Origin of the sequence: Nostoc sp. FACHB-110, from assembly GCF_014697425.1 — a bacterium.
Taxonomy (GTDB): domain Bacteria; phylum Cyanobacteriota; class Cyanobacteriia; order Cyanobacteriales; family Nostocaceae; genus Nostoc_B.
The window spans coordinates 250,660-268,501 of sequence record NZ_JACJRU010000002.1 but is presented as its reverse complement, the minus strand read 5'-3'; the positions used below and the strand labels follow the sequence as shown (position 1 = coordinate 268,501).

Genomic DNA, 17,842 nt, shown 5'->3' with positions numbered 1-17,842 from the left:
ATTTATGTCTTCAATCACACGCAATACTAATCATGATACTATAGCTTCTATGTATGACTTAAAAGGCATAGAAAGACATGATATAGTTATAGACTGCCTAGAGAAATTAATCCTCAATCAAATTCCCCCAGAAGCGCACATTTTTGATTTAGGTTGCGGTACTGGACAAGTCGCCAAAAGATTATTAAATAGAGGCTATCAAGTCACGGGAATTGATAGTTCTGCAGATATGTTAAACTGCGCGCGTCAAAATGCTCCCAATGCCGAATTTATTGTAGATGACGCGCGTTATTTCCAATTACCACCAACTTTTCATGCAGCCATTTCTACAGATGGTGTCCTCAATTATCTTCTGACTTTAGAAGAATTAACAAATAGTTTGCAAAATGTATATAATGCCCTACTCACAAATGGGCTATTTGCTTTGGAAATGTATATAGAAGAAGGCTGCGAATCTTCTTGGCATGAAAATAGTGATGGTGGTGGTGTGGAAGAAAATAATGTGTGGGTTGATATTTGGAGTTACGACCAAGAAAATAAAGTAGGGCGCAAAGCAACTACGAGATTTCAATGGCTTAATGGTCAATGGCAACGTTCTGATGTGACTTTTTTATTAAAACTTTATTCTAAATTTGAAATTCAAGCTGCTTTAGAAAAAGTTGGCTTCCGCGAAATTAAAATTTATGACCTGCAACAAGATTTAGGACTAGATAATTTAATTAGCGAAACCGCTTGTTTTGTTTGTCGGAAATAGCTCAGTCTTTTTGAATCAATAGCACAAACAGATGCAAACTCAAATTATTGAAGGATTTAGACTTGCTCCCCAACAAAAGCGTCTTTGGTTCTTACAGCAATCTAATCTAGGTTATCGTACGCAATGCGCTCTTTTAATTACAGGCAATCTCCAAGTAGAAACGTTAAAAACTGCTATAGAGCAAATCATCAGTAGTCACGACATTTTGCGGACAACTTTTCGTTACCTACCAGGGATGAAAAGCCCTGTGATGGTCAGAGAAAATCAGCCGATGCTGTCCTGGCGTAATATATATCTAGGTGAATTAGAATCTGAAGAAATTTCAGCAAATATTCAAGCAATTTTGCAAGAACACAGAAGGCTTGGAGGTAACTTTGAGCAAGGCTCAATTTTAAATTTTTCGTTGTTAAAGCTATCTACTGAGCAACATATTTTAGTTGTCGATTTACCTGCGCTTTGTGCAGATACTTGGACTATCAAAAATCTGATGGACAAAATTAGTCGTTATTATACTGCTTGTTTGCAAGGTCAACAAGTAAATGAAGCAGCAGTGCAGTACATTCAGTTTGCCGAATGGCAGAATCAATTATTAGAAGAACCAGAGGCGCAACTCGGTAAAAAATACTGGCAAAAGCAAGATTTTTCGGCTTTATCTACACTAAAACTACCACTAGAAAGTAAGCTTTTAAAAGCAGCCAAATTTGAACCTGAAAGTGTCAGTTTCACAGTTGATGTTGATGTAGTAATCAAGCTATTAATATTAGCTAAAAATTATAATACTTCACTGAATGTAGTGCTATTAGCCTGCTGGAAAATATTAATTTGGCGGCTCACAGGTCAGTCAGATATAATTATTGGTTTGGCAATTAATCGCCGAGAATATGCAGAACTAGAGGATTTATTAGGGCTTGTGGCTACGTGGCTGCCAATTCAAAGTCATTTAACATCCGACTTGCGCTTTGACGAATTATTAGAAATAGTGCAGAAATCTATTAATGATGGTGAAGAATGGCAGGATTATTTTGTTGCCGAATTATTAGAGAATGAAAATAATTTTGCTTGGCCAATATGTTTTGAATTTGCGGATTTTTCTGAAAAAATCACAACCGAAAATATAGCGATTTCGCTTGATAAACACTATAGTTGCACTGAACAATTTAAAGTTAAACTATCTTGTATTCTTGAGTCTCACAATTTAATCACTAACTTTGACTTTGATTCTAACTACTTCAGTCTGGAAACAATCCAACGCTTGGCTAGTCAGTTGCAAACATTGTTGGCTAATGTAACGCAGCATCCAGACGCAACAATCAATAATTTAGATATTCTCAGTCAGAGCGATCGCCAACAATTACTAATTGAGTTTAACCATACAGCGATCGCACCCCAACAATATCACAAGTGTATCCACCACATATTTGCAGAACAGGTAGAAAAAACACCCGATCGCATTGCGGTAATATCTGCACAACAGCAACTAACTTATACAGACCTCAACCGTCAAGCCAATCAACTAGCACACTACTTACAAGCACTGGGAGTCAAGCCAGAATTCATCGTTGGGTTGTATGTCGAGCGCTCCCTAGAAATGATTGTGGGACTGTTGGGTATCCTCAAAGCTGGTGGAGCATATTTGCCAATAGATGCCACATTACCAACACAAAATTTAACTGCTCGCTTGCAAGATGCTCAAGTATCCATAGTGTTAACCCAAAAAAGCTTGCAGCATCATATCCCAAAAGATGCAGGGTGCAAGGTGATTTGCCTAGATAGTGATTGGGATGCGATCGCTCAATCTCAAGATACCAATCCCAGCAGCGAAGTGACAATAGAAAACTTGCTCTATGTCTTGTTTACCTCTGGTTCGACTGGCAAACCCAAAGGCGTAGCAGTTGAACACCAGCAGTTAGTTAACTATCTCAACAGCATCATCCCCCAATTAAACCTTCCCCCTGCGGCGCACTTCGCTAACGTTTCCACTTTAGCGGCGGATTTAGGGAATACCGTGATTTTTGCCTCTTTGTGTACGGGGGGTTGTCTGCATCTATTATCTTTTGAGTGTGCTACGAATGCTTCCGCCTTGGCTGAATACTTCTGTCAATATCCTATTGACTGTCTCAAAATTGTCCCTTCCCATCTGGCCAGTCTTTTAGCATCGGCTCCTGCTCAATCGATTTTGCCGCGTCAATTATTGATATTAGGTGGTGAAGCTGCAACTTGGGATTTAATCGCACAGATTCAGCAACAAGCTGCAAATTGTCGAATTCTCAATCATTACGGCCCAACAGAAGCTACCGTCGGTACATTGACTTATTTAGTCGAACCGAATCACCAGCTTTCCTTAGATTCTCAAACCAATACAGTTCCCCTAGGTCGTCCCCTAGCTCATAGCCAAGTGTACTTGCTAGATGAGCAGATGCGGCCTGTACCCATCGGCGTGACGGGTGAATTGTATATAGCTGGTGCAGGTTTAGCCAGAGGTTATTTGCACAGACCCCAATTAACAGCCGAAAAATTCCTTGCTAATCCCTTAAATCACAACTGCACGCGCCTTTACAAAACCGGAGACTTAGCGCGTTACTTACCTAACGGCAATATTGAGTTTATCGGACGAGTTGACCGTCAAATAAAACTCCGGGGTTTTCGCATCGAACTAGGAGAAATTGAATCGATAATTTGTCAATCTCCCCAAGTACAGCAAGCTGTCGTTGTACTTCAGCAACAAGAAAAAAGCCATCAGCGTTTAGTCGCCTACATCGTTCTCAAACCGCAAAACACTATGAATACTGGCGATTTGCGTCAATTATTAACCCAAAAGCTGCCAGAATACATGATACCCTCAGCTTTTGTCATCTTAAAGGCTTTGCCACTCACTAACAATGGCAAAATAGACTTTCAGGCTTTACCAGAACCGGATAGTTACAACCGCGATTTAGCCACTATTTATCAGCCTCCACAGACAGAATTCGAGCAAGCGATCGCTAATATTTGGCAAGAAATGTTAAATGTGGAGAAAGTTGGCATTAACGATAACTTTTTTGAACTTGGTGGACATTCCTTACTGCTAGTACAAATTCATAGCAAACTGCAAAAAATAGTTAATCAAAATTTATCAATTACTGATTTATTTGCTTATCCAACTATTAGCGCACTAGCAAAATATTTAACTCAAGATAGCAATCAAAAATCATCCTTAGCGACCAGTCAAAATCGGGCAGAAAGTCGGATAGCGGCAAGAAACCAAAGAAGACGTTAACTAAATAATGCAATTTAGAAACTTAATATGTATGAATTAGAGACAGATGATATTCTCAATCAAATAGCAATTATCGGTATGGCTGGGCGGTTTCCCAAATCCCCAAATATCAACGATTTTTGGCATCACCTCCAGCAGGGAAGCGAATTGATATCTTTCTTTTCAGAGCAAGAGCTAGAGTCAGCCGGAATAGATGCTGCTGTTCTGAATAATCCTAATTTTGTGAAAGCCAATGGCGCATTAGAAGATATTGAACTTTTTGATGCGGCGTTTTTTGGTTACACTCCTCGACAAGCAGAAATTATCGACCCACAGCATCGCCTATTTTTAGAAGTTGCTTGGGAGTCCCTCGAAAATGCTGGCTATGATTCGGAAAATTATGATGGTCGCATTAGTATTTATGGTGGTGCTACCATTAGCAGTTATTTTTTATTCAACCTATTTTGTAACCAAGAATTAATAAATTTAGTTGGGATTGATCAAATTAGACATAACAATCGTCCAGATAATTTGACTACCAGAATTGCTTATAAATTAAATTTAAATGGCTCGGCAATTACAGTTCAAACAGGCTGTTCAACCTCGCTAGTTGCTGTTCACTTAGCTTGCCAAAGTTTGCTCGATCAAGAATGCGACATAGCATTAGCTGGGGGAGTTGCCATATCGGCTGCCCAAAAAGTTGGTTATATGTATCAAGAGGGCGGAATTTTATCGCCTGATGGGCATTGTCGGGCTTTTGATGCCCAGGCACAGGGGACAGTTAGTGGTAACGGTGTCGGTATTGTAGTTTTAAAACGCTTGGCAGATGCGATCGCAGATCATGATTATATTCATGCTGTGATCAAAGGTTCAGCTATAAATAACGATGGTTCGCAAAAAGTGGGTTACACCGCTCCAAGCGTCAAGGGACAAGCAAAAGTAATTGCGGAGGCTTTGGCAATAGCCAGAGTTGAGCCTGAAACCATTGGCTATGTTGAAACGCACGGTACGGCAACTGCTTTAGGAGACCCAATTGAAGTTGCGGCCTTAACAGAAGCTTACCGCATCAGTACTGATAAAAAGAATTTCTGTGCCATCGGTTCAGTAAAAACCAATATCGGGCATTTAGATACAGCTGCTGGGGTTGCTGGTTTAATTAAAACTGTTTTGGCTCTTCAGCATCAACAAATACCGCCTAGTCTCCATTTTCAAGAGCCTAATCCCAAAATTGACTTTGCTCATAGTCCCTTTTACGTCAATCACACCTTGACCAAATGGCAGACAAACGGCACGCCCCGACGTGCTGGAGTTAGTTCTTTTGGGATTGGTGGTACTAATGCTCATGTAGTTTTAGAAGAAGCCCCAGCTGTAAAGAAGCAGCGGACAGGGAGCAGGGGATATCAGTTGTTATTACTCTCTGCCAAAACTGCATCGGCATTAGATACTGCTAGTGCTAATCTGGCTCAACATCTCATGCAGTATCCAAAGCTCAATTTGGCGGATGTAGCTTATACCCTTAGTGTTGGTCGCCGTGCTTTTGCACATCGGAAAATAGTAGTCTGCCAAGATATTGAAGATGCCATACAAACCTTAGAAGCCAAAGACTCACAAAAAAGTATTACACAGGCTGATAGCGATCGCTCTATCATCTTCATGTTCCCTGGACAGGGTTCTCAGTATGTAGGCATGGGTCAAGATTTATACGACAATGAGCCGATTTTCCGCCAACAAGTTGATTACTGTTGTGAATTGCTGAAATTATCTTTGGGCTTAGATTTGCGGACTGTAATTTACCCACAAGAACAACAAAAGTCAGCAGCAACCGCACAACTAAAACAGACCCAAATCACCCAATTAGCCTTGTTTATTATTGAATATGCCTTAGCAAAGTTGTGGATGGCATGGGGTATTCATCCTCAGGCAATGATTGGTCATAGCATTGGGGAATATGTCGCTGCCACTATAGCTGGGGTGTTTTCTCTAGAAGATGCTTTAGCAGTGGTAGCCATGCGTGGGCGTTTAATGCAGCAAATCCCTGTTGGTGCTATGCTTGCCGTACCATTATCAGAGTTGCAACTGCAACCATTATTAACTGCAGAACTGGACTTAGCCGCAGTTAATGGTTCTTCTCTATGTGTGGTTTCTGGCAGAGAATCGGCAATTCATCACTTACAAAATCAACTCAACCAGCAAGGCATAGATAGCCGGATTTTACATACTTCTCATGCCTTTCATTCCCAGATGATGCACCCGATTATTGAGCCATTTACCCAGTATTTGCAAACAATCAATCTCAAAATTCCTAGCATTCCTTTTATTTCTAATGTCACTGGTACTTGGATTACTCATGCCCAGGCTACAGATTGCCATTATTGGGCTAAACATTTACGTCAAACAGTCCGCTTTGACCAAGGAATGACTGAGTTACTCAAACAAGCAAATTGCATTTTTTTGGAAGTTGGGGCGGGGCAGACATTGAGTACTTTAACTAAGCGTAAGGATGGCGATCGCTTGGTATTTTGTTCTATTCGCCATCCTCATCATCAACAATCAGATATAGCATTTTTATTCAACAATTTGGGTCAACTTTGGTTAAATGGTGTGGCGGTAAATTGGCAGAGTTTTTATCACAATCAACAATGTTATCGCTTACCTTTACCTACATATCCTTTTGAACGTCAAAGATATTGGATAGAACCTACTCAAGTTGATACATATAATCCTTGGTTTAGGAAGGGGGAAATAACAGATAAACCAGTAGTAGCAGAAAATTTGGCTAATAATAATGTTGAAGCAGTAATTTCACAGCAATTAAATGTGATGTTTCAGCAATTAGATTTATTAGAAAAGAATTTTTGATACGAACCGCCAAGTACGCCAAGAAAGAGTTTATTGGTAATTAATATTAATCTCCAACTATTATTTTTAAAATTATGATTAAAGAATCACAAGATGAAATTATCAGACTTCTCAAAGAAATTCTTAGTCAATCACTGGGAGTAAAATTATCTGTAATTAATAGCCAAACTCCTTTTATGGAAATGGGGGCAGATTCTTTAATTTTGTTGCAGTTTAATCGGGCTATTAAAGAAAAATTAGGTATTGATATTTCTTTTCGCTTATTGTTAGAAGATTTCCCGACAATTGATGCTTTAGCAACTTATATACATGAAAAATTCCCTAAACAAGTATCTGTAGAACCTAGTTTGAGCGAAAATCAACCACAATTTTCTATTCCAGTACAAACAACACAGGGATTAAAAGCCAACACCCTCTTAGAACAGGTTGTCGCACAGCAGTTGCAGTTAATGTCTAAACAGCTAGACCTATTACGTAAAGCCGGGATAGCTGATAAGCAAGTTACTCACACCTCAACGCCAATTTCTCAGCCTTTAGTCAATCAAGAAGAGTCTACTAGCAAGATAAAATTGAGTCCGCGTCAGCAACAACATCTAGATGCTTTAATAACAGAGTTTGGACAACGGACTCAAGAATCTAAACGGTTGACCCAAAATTATCGTTGCTTTCATGCTAATAGTAGAGCGATCGCAGGTTTTCTGCCTTTAACCAAAGAGATTGTCTATCCTATTCACGGGCAACGCGGCGAAGGAGCTAGGCTTTGGGATGTTGACGGTAACGAATATGTAGATATTTCAATGGGTTTTGGTTCGCTGCTATTTGGTCATTCGCCCTCGTTTATTATCGCCGCCGTCCAAGCGCAAATTCAGCAAGGGATACTCAATGGCCCGCAGTCACGTCTGGCAGGTCAGGTGGCCGAGTTAATTTGCGAACTCACAGGTGCAGAGCGGGCAGCCTTTTGTAATGATGGTAGCGAGGCTGTGATGGGTGCAATTCGCATAGCACGCGCTACTACTGGACGGTCAAAAATTGCTTTATTTGCTGGCTCTTATCATGGTAATTATGATGGGGTTTTAGTCAGAGGAGTCAGCAGCAATGAAGGAATGCCACACTCTGTCCCGAAAGCTATCGGTATTCCCTCATACATTGCTGATGATGTTTTAGTACTCGAATATGGAAATCCTGACTCGATTGAGATTATCAAAACCCAGGCTCACGAACTAGCCGCTATTTTAGTTGAGCCGATACAAAGCAGCCATCCAGAATTGCAACCCAAAGAGTTTTTATTGCAGTTACGACAACTTACCCAAGATAGGGGAATTGTCTTAATTTTTGACGAAGTAATTACTGGCTTTCGGATGCACCTAGGTGGAATTCAAGGATTATGGAATATTCAAGCAGATTTGACCACCTACGGTAAAGCGGTGGCGGGTGGAATGCCCATTGGAGTCATAGCTGGTAAGGCGGCTTTAATGGATGCCCTTGATGGTGGGATGTGGAACTATGGCGATAAGTCTTATCCAGAAGCAGAAACCACTATTTTTGCAGGTACTTTTTTTAAACATCCTTTGGTGATGGCTGCGGCTTGGGCTGCACTCAACCACATGAAAAATTGTGGGGCGCAACTGCAAGCAGAACTAACACAAAAAACAACAAATTTAGCCGCAATTCTCAACAATTACTTTCAGCAAAAACAAGTACCTATTCAAGTAGTTCATTTTGGCTCGCTCTTTCGGTTTACTGCCTCTAGTCCTTTGCAATTTGGTAATTTATTTTTCTACTACTTACTGAAAAAAGGCGTTTATGTTTGGGAAGGACGCACCCTTTATTTATCTACAGCACACACCGATGCAGATATTGAATATATAATTTCGGCAGTTAAAGAAAGTGTCGGAGAAATGCAACAAGGGGAGTTATTGCCCAACCCCCAAGAAATTATCAAACTTCCTCTGACAGCAGCACAAAAAGAACTTTGGTTTTTAGCACAGATGGGAGATAAAGCCTCCCGCGCCTATAACGAATCTCGATATATCCACCTGCGAGGAGTTTTCAATTTATCGGCAGTACAGCAAGCTATTCAAGCAATTATTCATCGTCACGAAGCATTACGAACTACTTTTAGTTCAAAAGGGGATGAGCAAATTATTCATCCCAGCTTAACTATAGATGTTCCTATTAGTGACTTGTCGATTTTAGAGCCGCGTCAAAAACAAGCACAGCTAGCAGATTTATTAGCACAAGAAGCTCAACAAACTTTCGAGCTTGAGCAAGCACCATTACTGCGTTTTCATCTAATTAAGTTAGCAGCACAACACCATATTTTAGTGATGACTAATCATCATATTGTTGCTGATGGTTGGTCAATTGGTATTTTATTAAAAGAATTAGCCACTATATATGCAGCACAGTGTCAAGGTGTAGCTTGGCAATTGCCACAACCGCCAAAATTTAGTGATTATGCGCTGTCGCAACTCCAGATGCAGCAAAGCCCAGAAATGACAAAAGCCAGGGCTTATTGGCTAGAGCAATTTGCTACAGTGCCAGTTTTGGAATTACCAAGCGATCGCCCGCGACCATCCACATTTAGTTACACTGGTGCAAGGGAAAATATTATCCTGAGTACGTCGTTATATAAAGCTTTAAAAAGCTTGAGTGGGCAACATGGTTATACTCTATTTACCATCTTGCTAGCTTCATTTATGGCGTTCTTACAAAGATTAGCTAATCAGCAAGATGTGGTGGTTGGTATTGCGGCGGCCGGACAGTCTTCTTTTGCAGGTAATCATCTTGTTGGTCATTGTGTCAATTTATTAGCCATACGTACTCCAGTTATTCCAAATCCTACATTTATAGAGTATTTAAATTTAGTTCAAAAGACATTGTTAGATGCCTATGAAAATCAAAATTATCCTTTTATTAAACTAATTGAAGAATTAAAATTACCCAGAGACCCAAGCCGCACACCACTATTTACTGTAGGGTTTAATTTAGATAAAGCTGAATCTGATGCCACTTCGTTTAATAAAGAATTTGAAATCGTTAAAAATTCTCCTCATACGACCAAGCTAGATATTAGTTTAAATGTTGCTCAAACAGAACAGCAACTTTTGTTAGAGTTGGAATACAATACTGACCTTTTTGATGCCCAAACCATTCAGCGTTGGATTGGTCATTATGTCACCTTACTCACAGGTTTAGTTAAACAACCAGAACAACATCTGCGGAATTTACCATTATTAACCACCAATGAACAACATCAACTATTAGAAGAGTGGAATAATCCGACAATTGCTTATCGACAAAACCAGTGTATTCATCACTTATTTGAAGTTCAAGTTGAAAAAACACCTGATGCGGTTGCTGTAGTATTGGAGAATGAGCAATTCACCTATCGAGAATTAAACCAGCGCGCTAATCAACTTGCACATTACCTACAAAAACAGGGAGTCAAACCAGAGGTATTGGTAGGGATTTGTGTAGAGCGTTCTTTAGAAATGATTGTGGGGATTTTAGGTATATTAAAAGCTGGCGGAGCTTATGTGCCACTCGACCCTGGATATCCCCAAGAACGTTTGAGTTTCATGTTAGCAGATGCTAATTTAGCTTTGGTGTTAACTCAACAGAAATTACAATCATGGCTACCTCAAAATCAGCAGCAAAATATTTATTTAGATACTGATTGGCAGTTAATTAGTCAAGAAAGCCAGGAGAATCTGAAGATAAAAATTACAGCTACAAACTTGGCTTATGTAATTTACACTTCAGGCTCTACAGGTAAACCAAAAGGAGTGATGATTCAACATGATTCTTTAGTTAATTATACAAAAACAGCGATTGTGAAATATGCGCTGAACCCAAGCGACTATATATTACAATTTGCCTCGATTTGTTTTGATGTAGCCGCAGAAGAAATATTTACTAGTTTAGTAGTTGGGGCTAAATTAGTGCTGCGAAATGATTCTATGTTGAATTCAACGCCAGCATTTTTAGCAAAATGTCAGCAGTTAAAAATAACTGTCTTAGCTTTACCGACTGCTTTTTGGCATCAAATCACTGCTGAATTTGCTGATAATTTATCTTTACCTGAATCACTGCGTTTAGTGATTATTGGTGGCGAAAAAGCATTACCGCAACGATTAGCTAGCTGGCTACAGCGTGTAGGTGAAAAAGTCCAATTAATTAATTCTTATGGCCCCACAGAAGCAACTATTGGTACAACTATCAGCAATCTAGCGAATTTAGCAAAATTGAATCTGACATTCCAAGAAGTACCAATTGGTCAAGCACTAGATAACGTACAAGTTTATATATTAGATGCTGATTTACAACCTACTCCAATTGGTGTTCCTGGTGAATTATATATAGGTGGTATGGGTATTGCTAGAGGCTATCTCAACCAGCCGCAATTAACAGCCGAAAAATTTATTCCTCATCCTTTTAGCCAGCAAATAGGAAAACGTCTCTATAAAACGGGTGACTTAGCTCGTTATTTAGCTAATGGTGAAATTGAAATTATCGGACGAATAGACGAGCAAGTTAAAATTCGCGGTTTTCGGATTGAATTAGGCGAAATAGCAGCCAAATTACATCAACATCCTGATGTTAATCAAGCAGTAGTTAAAGTTTGGGAAGATGAGGGTGATAAACGTTTAGTAGGATATGTCAGTTCTCAATCACCACTTACAACTACTCAACTGCGAAGCTTTTTAACAGAAAAATTGCCAGAATATATGATACCTGCTGCTTTTGTGATTTTAGCAGCTTTACCTCTCACACCTAACGGCAAAATAGATAAGTTGGTGTTACCTGCGCCAGAGAAATTTCGCCCAGAATTAGCAGCGAATTATGTATTACCGCAAACCAAAGTAGAACAAACGATCGCAAATATTTGGCAAAAGGCTTTAAATATTGCCCAAATTGGCATTCACGATAACTTTTTTGAACTTGGTGGGCATTCATTACTGTTAATTAAAATTCATGGGGAATTGCAGGAAATATTTAAAACTGATTTATTCATGCTGGATTTATTTAGATACCCCACTATCAGTTCTTTAGCAGAGTATCTAAATCAATTACAACACCAAGTAAGTAATATCCAAAAGCCAGACAATCAAGCTGAAAAAATAACAATCGCCAAGGAACAACAACAAAAACGGCTACAAAAAATGAAAGCCATCAGAAATATTTAAGGAATTAGAGAAAATGGATAATACAGGCTCAGAAATAGCAATTATTGGTTTAGCAGGCAGATTCCCTGGGGCAAAAAATATTGTAGAGTTTTGGCATAATCTACAAGCAGGTGTAGAGACAATCACTTTTTTTAGCAATGAGGAATTGATAGCCTCTGGCATAGATGCAGATGTAGTTAATAGCCCTAATTATGTCAAAGCTAGAGGTGTATTAGCCGATGTAGAATTATTTGATGCAGCTTTTTTTGGTGTTAATCCCAAAGAAGCAGAAATAACTGATCCACAACATCGGCTATTTTTAGAATGTGCTTGGTCAGCATTAGAAAATGCTGGTTACAGTTGTGAAAATTATCCTGGTGCAATTGGTGTCTATGCTGGCAGTGGTTTAAGCGGCTATTTATTTAATGTTTATACAAATGAGCAGATTCGCAACTCTGTTGATTTACACCAAATAGTTATCGGTGGTGACAAAGATTATTTAAGTACTCGCGTTGCTTACAAATTAAATTTAACTGGGCCAAGTTATACCGTTCAAACTGCTTGTTCAACTTCGTTAGTTGCAGTGCATTTAGCTTGTCAAAGTCTGTTGAATGGCGAATGTGACATGGCTTTAGCTGGTGGTGTTTCTATCAGCGCCATGCGAAAACAAGGCTATTTTTATAAAGAAGGCAGTATCGGTTCACCTGATGGACATTGCCGCGCTTTTGATGCCCAAGCCCAGGGAACTGTCGGCGGTGAAGGTGTGGGCATTGTAGTGTTAAAGAGATTAGAAGATGCGATCGCTGATCAAGATACCATTTATGCAGTCATCAAAGGTTCAGCCATTAACAACGATGGCTCACAAAAAGTCAGTTACACCGCCCCTAGTATTGATAGTCAAGCAAAAGTCATTAAAACTGCTCAAGCTGTCGCGGAAGTTGCAGCCGAAACCATCACCTATATTGAAGCCCACGGAACAGGCACATCTTTAGGCGATCCTATCGAAATTGCCGCTTTAACCCAGGCTTTTCGCGCCAATACCGACAAAACAGGTTTTTGTGCCATAGGTTCTTTAAAAACCAATACTGGTCATTTAGATGCGGCGGCGGGGATAGCAGGTTTAATTAAAACTGTATTAGCTCTCCAGCATCAAAAAATTCCCGCCAGCTTACACTTTAAGCAACCTAATCCCCAAATTGATTTTGCCAATAGCCCCTTCTACGTCAATACGCAACTCACTAACTGGCAAAGTAACGGTACTCCTCGACGCGCGGGGGTGAGTTCCTTTGGCATTGGGGGAACGAATGCTCATGTGATTTTGGAAGAAGCACCATTACAAGTTAAAAGTCAAAAGTCAAAAATCAAAAGTGAATATTTACTATTGTGCCTATCAGCTAAAACTGCTACAGCCTTGGAGACGGCGACGCAAAATTTGGCGAATTACTTGCAGCAAAATAGAAAGTTAAATTTGACTGATGTTGCTTACACTCTGGCGGTAGGTCGTAAAGCTTTTGATTATCGGCGAATTTTGGTTTGTCAAAATCTGGAAAATGCTATTACAAATCTAACATCTTTAGATAGTCCAGAAGTTTTTACCCATTATCAAAAACCCTGTCATCGTCCGGTAGTTTTTATGTTTCCTGGACAAGGTTCTCAGTATGTGAATATGGGGCGAGAACTGTATGAAACTGAAGCATATTTTAGAGAACAAGTTGATAATTGTGCGAAACTGCTTAAGCCTCATTTAGGTTTTGATTTGCGTGATGTGATTTACCCCAAGGCAACGCCGACTCTAGAACTTTCTCAAACTGCTATCACCCAGCCTGCTTTATTTGTAATTGAGTATGCTTTAGCAAAATTATGGATGAGTTGGGGTGTACGCCCAGAAGCGATGATTGGTCATAGCATTGGGGAATATGTAGCCGCCACCTTGGCAGGAGTTTTTAGTTTAGAGGATGCTTTAAAATTAGTTGCTCATCGCGGACGCTTAATGCAAGAGCTACCCACTGGTGCGATGCTTTCGGTGCAGATGGGAGAGTCGGACATGCAGCCGTTTTTGGGTGTAGACTTGGCACTAGCGGCAAGTAATTCACCATCAAGCTGTGTAGTTTCCGGTACAATAGATGCGATCGCTCAATTAGAACAACAGTTACAACAGCAAGCTATCAATTGTCGCAGACTGCACACATCTGGTGCTTTTCACTCATTCATGATGGATGGAATGATTGCACCATTTACTAAGCTGTTGCAGCAAATTCCCCTCCATCCTCCCCAAATTCCCTTCATCTCCAACCTGAGCGGTACATGGATAGATACAGCAGCAACAGAACCCAACTATTGGGCAAAACATCTGCGTCAAACTGTGCTATTTAGTCATGGAATTCTTGAACTACTCCAGCAACCAGAACGCATATTTTTAGAAGTCGGGCCAGGAAAAACTTTAAGTACCTTGGTTAAACAACATCAACAACCAGAGGTAGTTACGCTTACCACACTCCGTCATACCCAAGAGCAAAAATCAGATGTAGCATTTATATTTAATACTTTGGGGCGTTTGTGGTTGCAAGGGATAAAAATTGATTGGTCAAGTTTTTATAGCCATAAAAAGCCCTATCATATCCCTTTGCCTAGTTATCCTTTTGAAGGTCAACGTTATTGGCTAGAAGCGCAACCACAAAAAATTAAAGCACAAATTACCACTGATGAAATTTGGCAATCTGTGATTGAAATTGGCAATCATCAGTCTCAAACACAATTACTTGATAGAGAAATTTATTTAAGTAATAAACAGTGTTTGGATAACTTATGCCTTGCTTATATTAACTTGGCTTTGCAAGATTTAAATATTTTCACCGATGCTAAAGCTAAGTATACTTTTGCCGAATTATCAGAGCAAAGCCGCATCATCCCACGCTACCATCAATTATTACATCGCTGGTTAGATGTATTAGTAGAAAATGGGTATTTACAGCAAGAAAAAGGACTGTTTAGCAACTTTCAGCCTTTGTCTATTGATGCACTTAACTCCTTTTTAGAAACAGCAAGATTAAAATTAGCAAATACACCACATATATTAGATATTGTGGCTGAATGTGGAGCTAATTTAACATCTGTTGTTACAGGTGAAAGAGAACCTTTAGAGTTGTATTTTACAGCCGCCAATAAAAATACAGCAACTGTAAAATCAGAAGTTCCCTTAAATACCTATCTAAAAGGTATTATGCAGACCAAGGTGGCAGCGATAGTAAAGTTATTACCACCAAATGTCAACCTGAGAATTTTAGAAATTGGTGGCGGACAAGGCATTGCTACCACAGATATATTACCTATATTACCTAGAGAAAGAGCAAGCTACACCTTTACTGATGTCGGTGGTTTATTACTCAAAAAAGCCCAAGAAAAATTTAGTAATTATCCATTTGTTGAATATCGTTTTTTGGATATTGAAAAATCTCCGACTGAACAAGGTTATGCTTTGCATGATTTTGATTTAGTGATTGCTGTAAACGTTTTACACGTTACTAGTAATATTGATAAAACTATCACTCATGTGCGTTCTTTATTAGCGCCAGGCGGTTTATTATTATTATGGGAAATTACACAAGCGCAATTAAATTTTGATATCACCGATGGTTTGTTGATGAATCCTTTAGAGGATGCACAACGCAGTCGTGGTAATCCATTTTTATCTCAAAATCAGTGGTGTGCTGCTTTAAAAGCGCATGGATTTGGTGAAGTCGCAGTAGTTTCCCAAACAGAAGTATTTGGGGAAGAAATTTTCATCGCTCAAGCTACTAAAAATGATGCTGAAGCTAGGGCATTTAGCGAGTATATTGACAGCAAACAACCTGAATCTGATACAGTTTTATTAGGTAAAAAACCTAACATTGCTGAGTGGTTTTATCTCCCTACTTGGAAACGTGCTGCTTTACCCCAGAATTTAGCAAATCAAGTCAAAACAAATCAAGCAAATTCTTGGTTAGTGTTTGTAGATGAATGCGGTTTGGGTGAAAAAATAGCCACGCAATTAAAATTAGCAGGTGAGGATGTAATTACCGTCAAAGTTGGCGAAACATATATTAGTCGCAGTGGCGCATATACAATTAACCCAAAGCAACCACAAGACTACAAATTTTTGTGTCAAGAACTTCGCACATTGGGTAAAACTCCTAATAATATTCTGCATCTATGGAGCGTCACTCCAGATCAGTTAGGATACTACACATCTCAAGATTATGAATATTTTGGCTTTTACAGCTTACTGTTTTTGACTCAAGCGATCGCAGAATTTTATCAAAAAGCTAACTTAGACATTCGAGTGATTAGCAACCATCTGCAAATAGTCACAGGTTCTGAACAATTGTGTCCCGAAAAAGCTTTAATTATGGGGCCTTGTCAAGTAATTCCGCAAGAATATTCTAACCTTACTTGTAGCAGTATTGATATAGTGCTACCCATAGCCAACAGTTGGCAAGAACAGCAACTTATTCAGCAATTAATCACAGAAATTTCTCTGCAACCATCTGCACAAGTGATTGCTTACCGAGGACATCATCGTTGGGTGCAAGATTTTGAAGCTGTTAAATTAGACACCTCGATTCCGAAAAATCAGCGTTTAAAACAAAACGGAGTATATTTAATTACTGGTGGTTTGGGTGGTGTCGGGCTAGTTTTAGCCGAATACCTAGCTAAGACAGTAGCAGCTAAATTAATTTTAATCGGGCGATCGCCTTTTCCTCAAGCAGATGAATGGGCGCAATGGCTAACAACTCATGATACAGAAGATGTCATGAGCCAGAAAATTCAGAAATTACAAAATCTGCAAGCTGTTGGTGCAGAAATCATGGTATTCAGTGCTGACGTTGCTGATTATCAACAAATGTCAGCAGTAGTTAAAAAAGCTAATTTGCAATTTGGTCAAATCAATGGAGTCATTCATGCAGCCGCAGTTTTAGGCGGTGGAATGATTCAACTCAAAACCCAAGAAATTGCTGCTGAAGCATTAGCACCAAAAGTCCAAGGAACAAGAGTATTAAATAAAATTTTTCAAAACAAACAGCTAGATTTCTTTGTACTTTGTTCTTCCCTATCTTCCTTTGCAGGTACATCAGGCATGGTAGATTATACTGCCGAAAATGCCTTTTTAGATGCCTTTGCCCACTATCATGCTGCACAACATAGCAACTTCATCACCTCGATTAATTGGGATAGATGGCAAAGTGTCGGAATGGCTGTTGCAGTCGAACAAAGACATCAAGAAATCACAGGCGAAGCATTAACAGCCGGAATGACTGCGGCAGAGGGAATTGAGGTATTTAATTGTATTTTAGCTAATATTAACTTGCCACAAATAATTGTTTCCACTCAAGATTTAATCAGTCAAATTCAACCCCAAAAATCTGATAAATCACTAGAACAACAATTAGCCCAAATCAACCAAACTAGAGTAACTTATCCCCGTCCCAACTTAGATAATATCTATGTTGCTCCTCGCAACGAAATCGAAATTAATTTAGCTGAAATTTGGCAACAACTTCTGGGCATTAATCAAATTGGTGTTCATGATAACTTTTTTGAATTAGGAGGCGATTCTTTATTTGCTACTCAGCTTGTTTCTCAACTTTGCAAAACCTTCCAAGTCGAACTTTCTTATAAGGGCTTTTTCAATTCGCCAACTATTGCTGAATTAGCTGAACTGATTGTTCAAAATATTGCAGCGCAAGCAGATTTAGCCGATTTAGCTCAAGCTTTAGCAGATATTGAAAACCTATCAGATCAAGAGGTCAACAATCTCCTCACTACGCCAAATATCAGTAACTAAATTGT

At 39.3% G+C, this 17,842-nt stretch carries 5 protein-coding genes; all 5 read left to right on the top strand.

Features of this window, described 5'->3' with window-relative positions:
- The first annotated feature begins 4 nt into the window (after nt 1–4).
- Nucleotides 5–754 carry a trans-aconitate 2-methyltransferase gene (locus tag H6G69_RS03565; protein ID WP_190681670.1) on the top strand — a complete coding sequence of 250 codons (750 nt, stop codon included), beginning with the start codon at nt 5–7 and terminating at the stop codon, nt 752–754.
- Nucleotides 755–785: 31 nt separating this feature from the next.
- On the top strand, nt 786–4,010 hold the full coding sequence (locus tag H6G69_RS03560; protein ID WP_190681666.1) for a non-ribosomal peptide synthetase: 3,225 nt from the start codon (nt 786–788) through the stop codon (nt 4,008–4,010).
- Nucleotides 4,011–4,037: 27 nt separating this feature from the next.
- Nucleotides 4,038–6,848, top strand: coding sequence for a type I polyketide synthase (locus H6G69_RS03555; RefSeq protein ID WP_190681663.1), 2,811 nt, complete (start codon nt 4,038–4,040; stop codon nt 6,846–6,848).
- 74 nt (nt 6,849–6,922) lie between these two features.
- Nucleotides 6,923–12,037 carry a non-ribosomal peptide synthetase gene (locus tag H6G69_RS03550; protein WP_190681660.1) on the top strand — a complete coding sequence of 1,705 codons (5,115 nt, stop codon included), beginning with the start codon at nt 6,923–6,925 and terminating at the stop codon, nt 12,035–12,037.
- Nucleotides 12,038–12,050: 13 nt separating this feature from the next.
- Entirely contained in the window at nt 12,051–17,837 is a 5,787-nt protein-coding gene (locus tag H6G69_RS03545) for a type I polyketide synthase (protein WP_190681658.1), read from the top strand.
- Nucleotides 17,838–17,842 lie beyond the last annotated feature (5 nt).

What these genes read in the sequence shown, in the direction of transcription:
- H6G69_RS03550 (WP_190681660.1), top strand. Translation starts at nt 6,923, where the DNA reads ATGATTAAAGAATCACAAGATGAAATTATCAGACTTCTCAAAGAAATT.
- H6G69_RS03565 (WP_190681670.1), top strand. Translation starts at nt 5, where the DNA reads ATGTCTTCAATCACACGCAATACTAATCATGATACTATAGCTTCTATG.
- H6G69_RS03555 (WP_190681663.1), top strand. Translation starts at nt 4,038, where the DNA reads ATGTATGAATTAGAGACAGATGATATTCTCAATCAAATAGCAATTATC.
- H6G69_RS03560 (WP_190681666.1), top strand. Translation starts at nt 786, where the DNA reads ATGCAAACTCAAATTATTGAAGGATTTAGACTTGCTCCCCAACAAAAG.
- H6G69_RS03545 (WP_190681658.1), top strand. Translation starts at nt 12,051, where the DNA reads ATGGATAATACAGGCTCAGAAATAGCAATTATTGGTTTAGCAGGCAGA.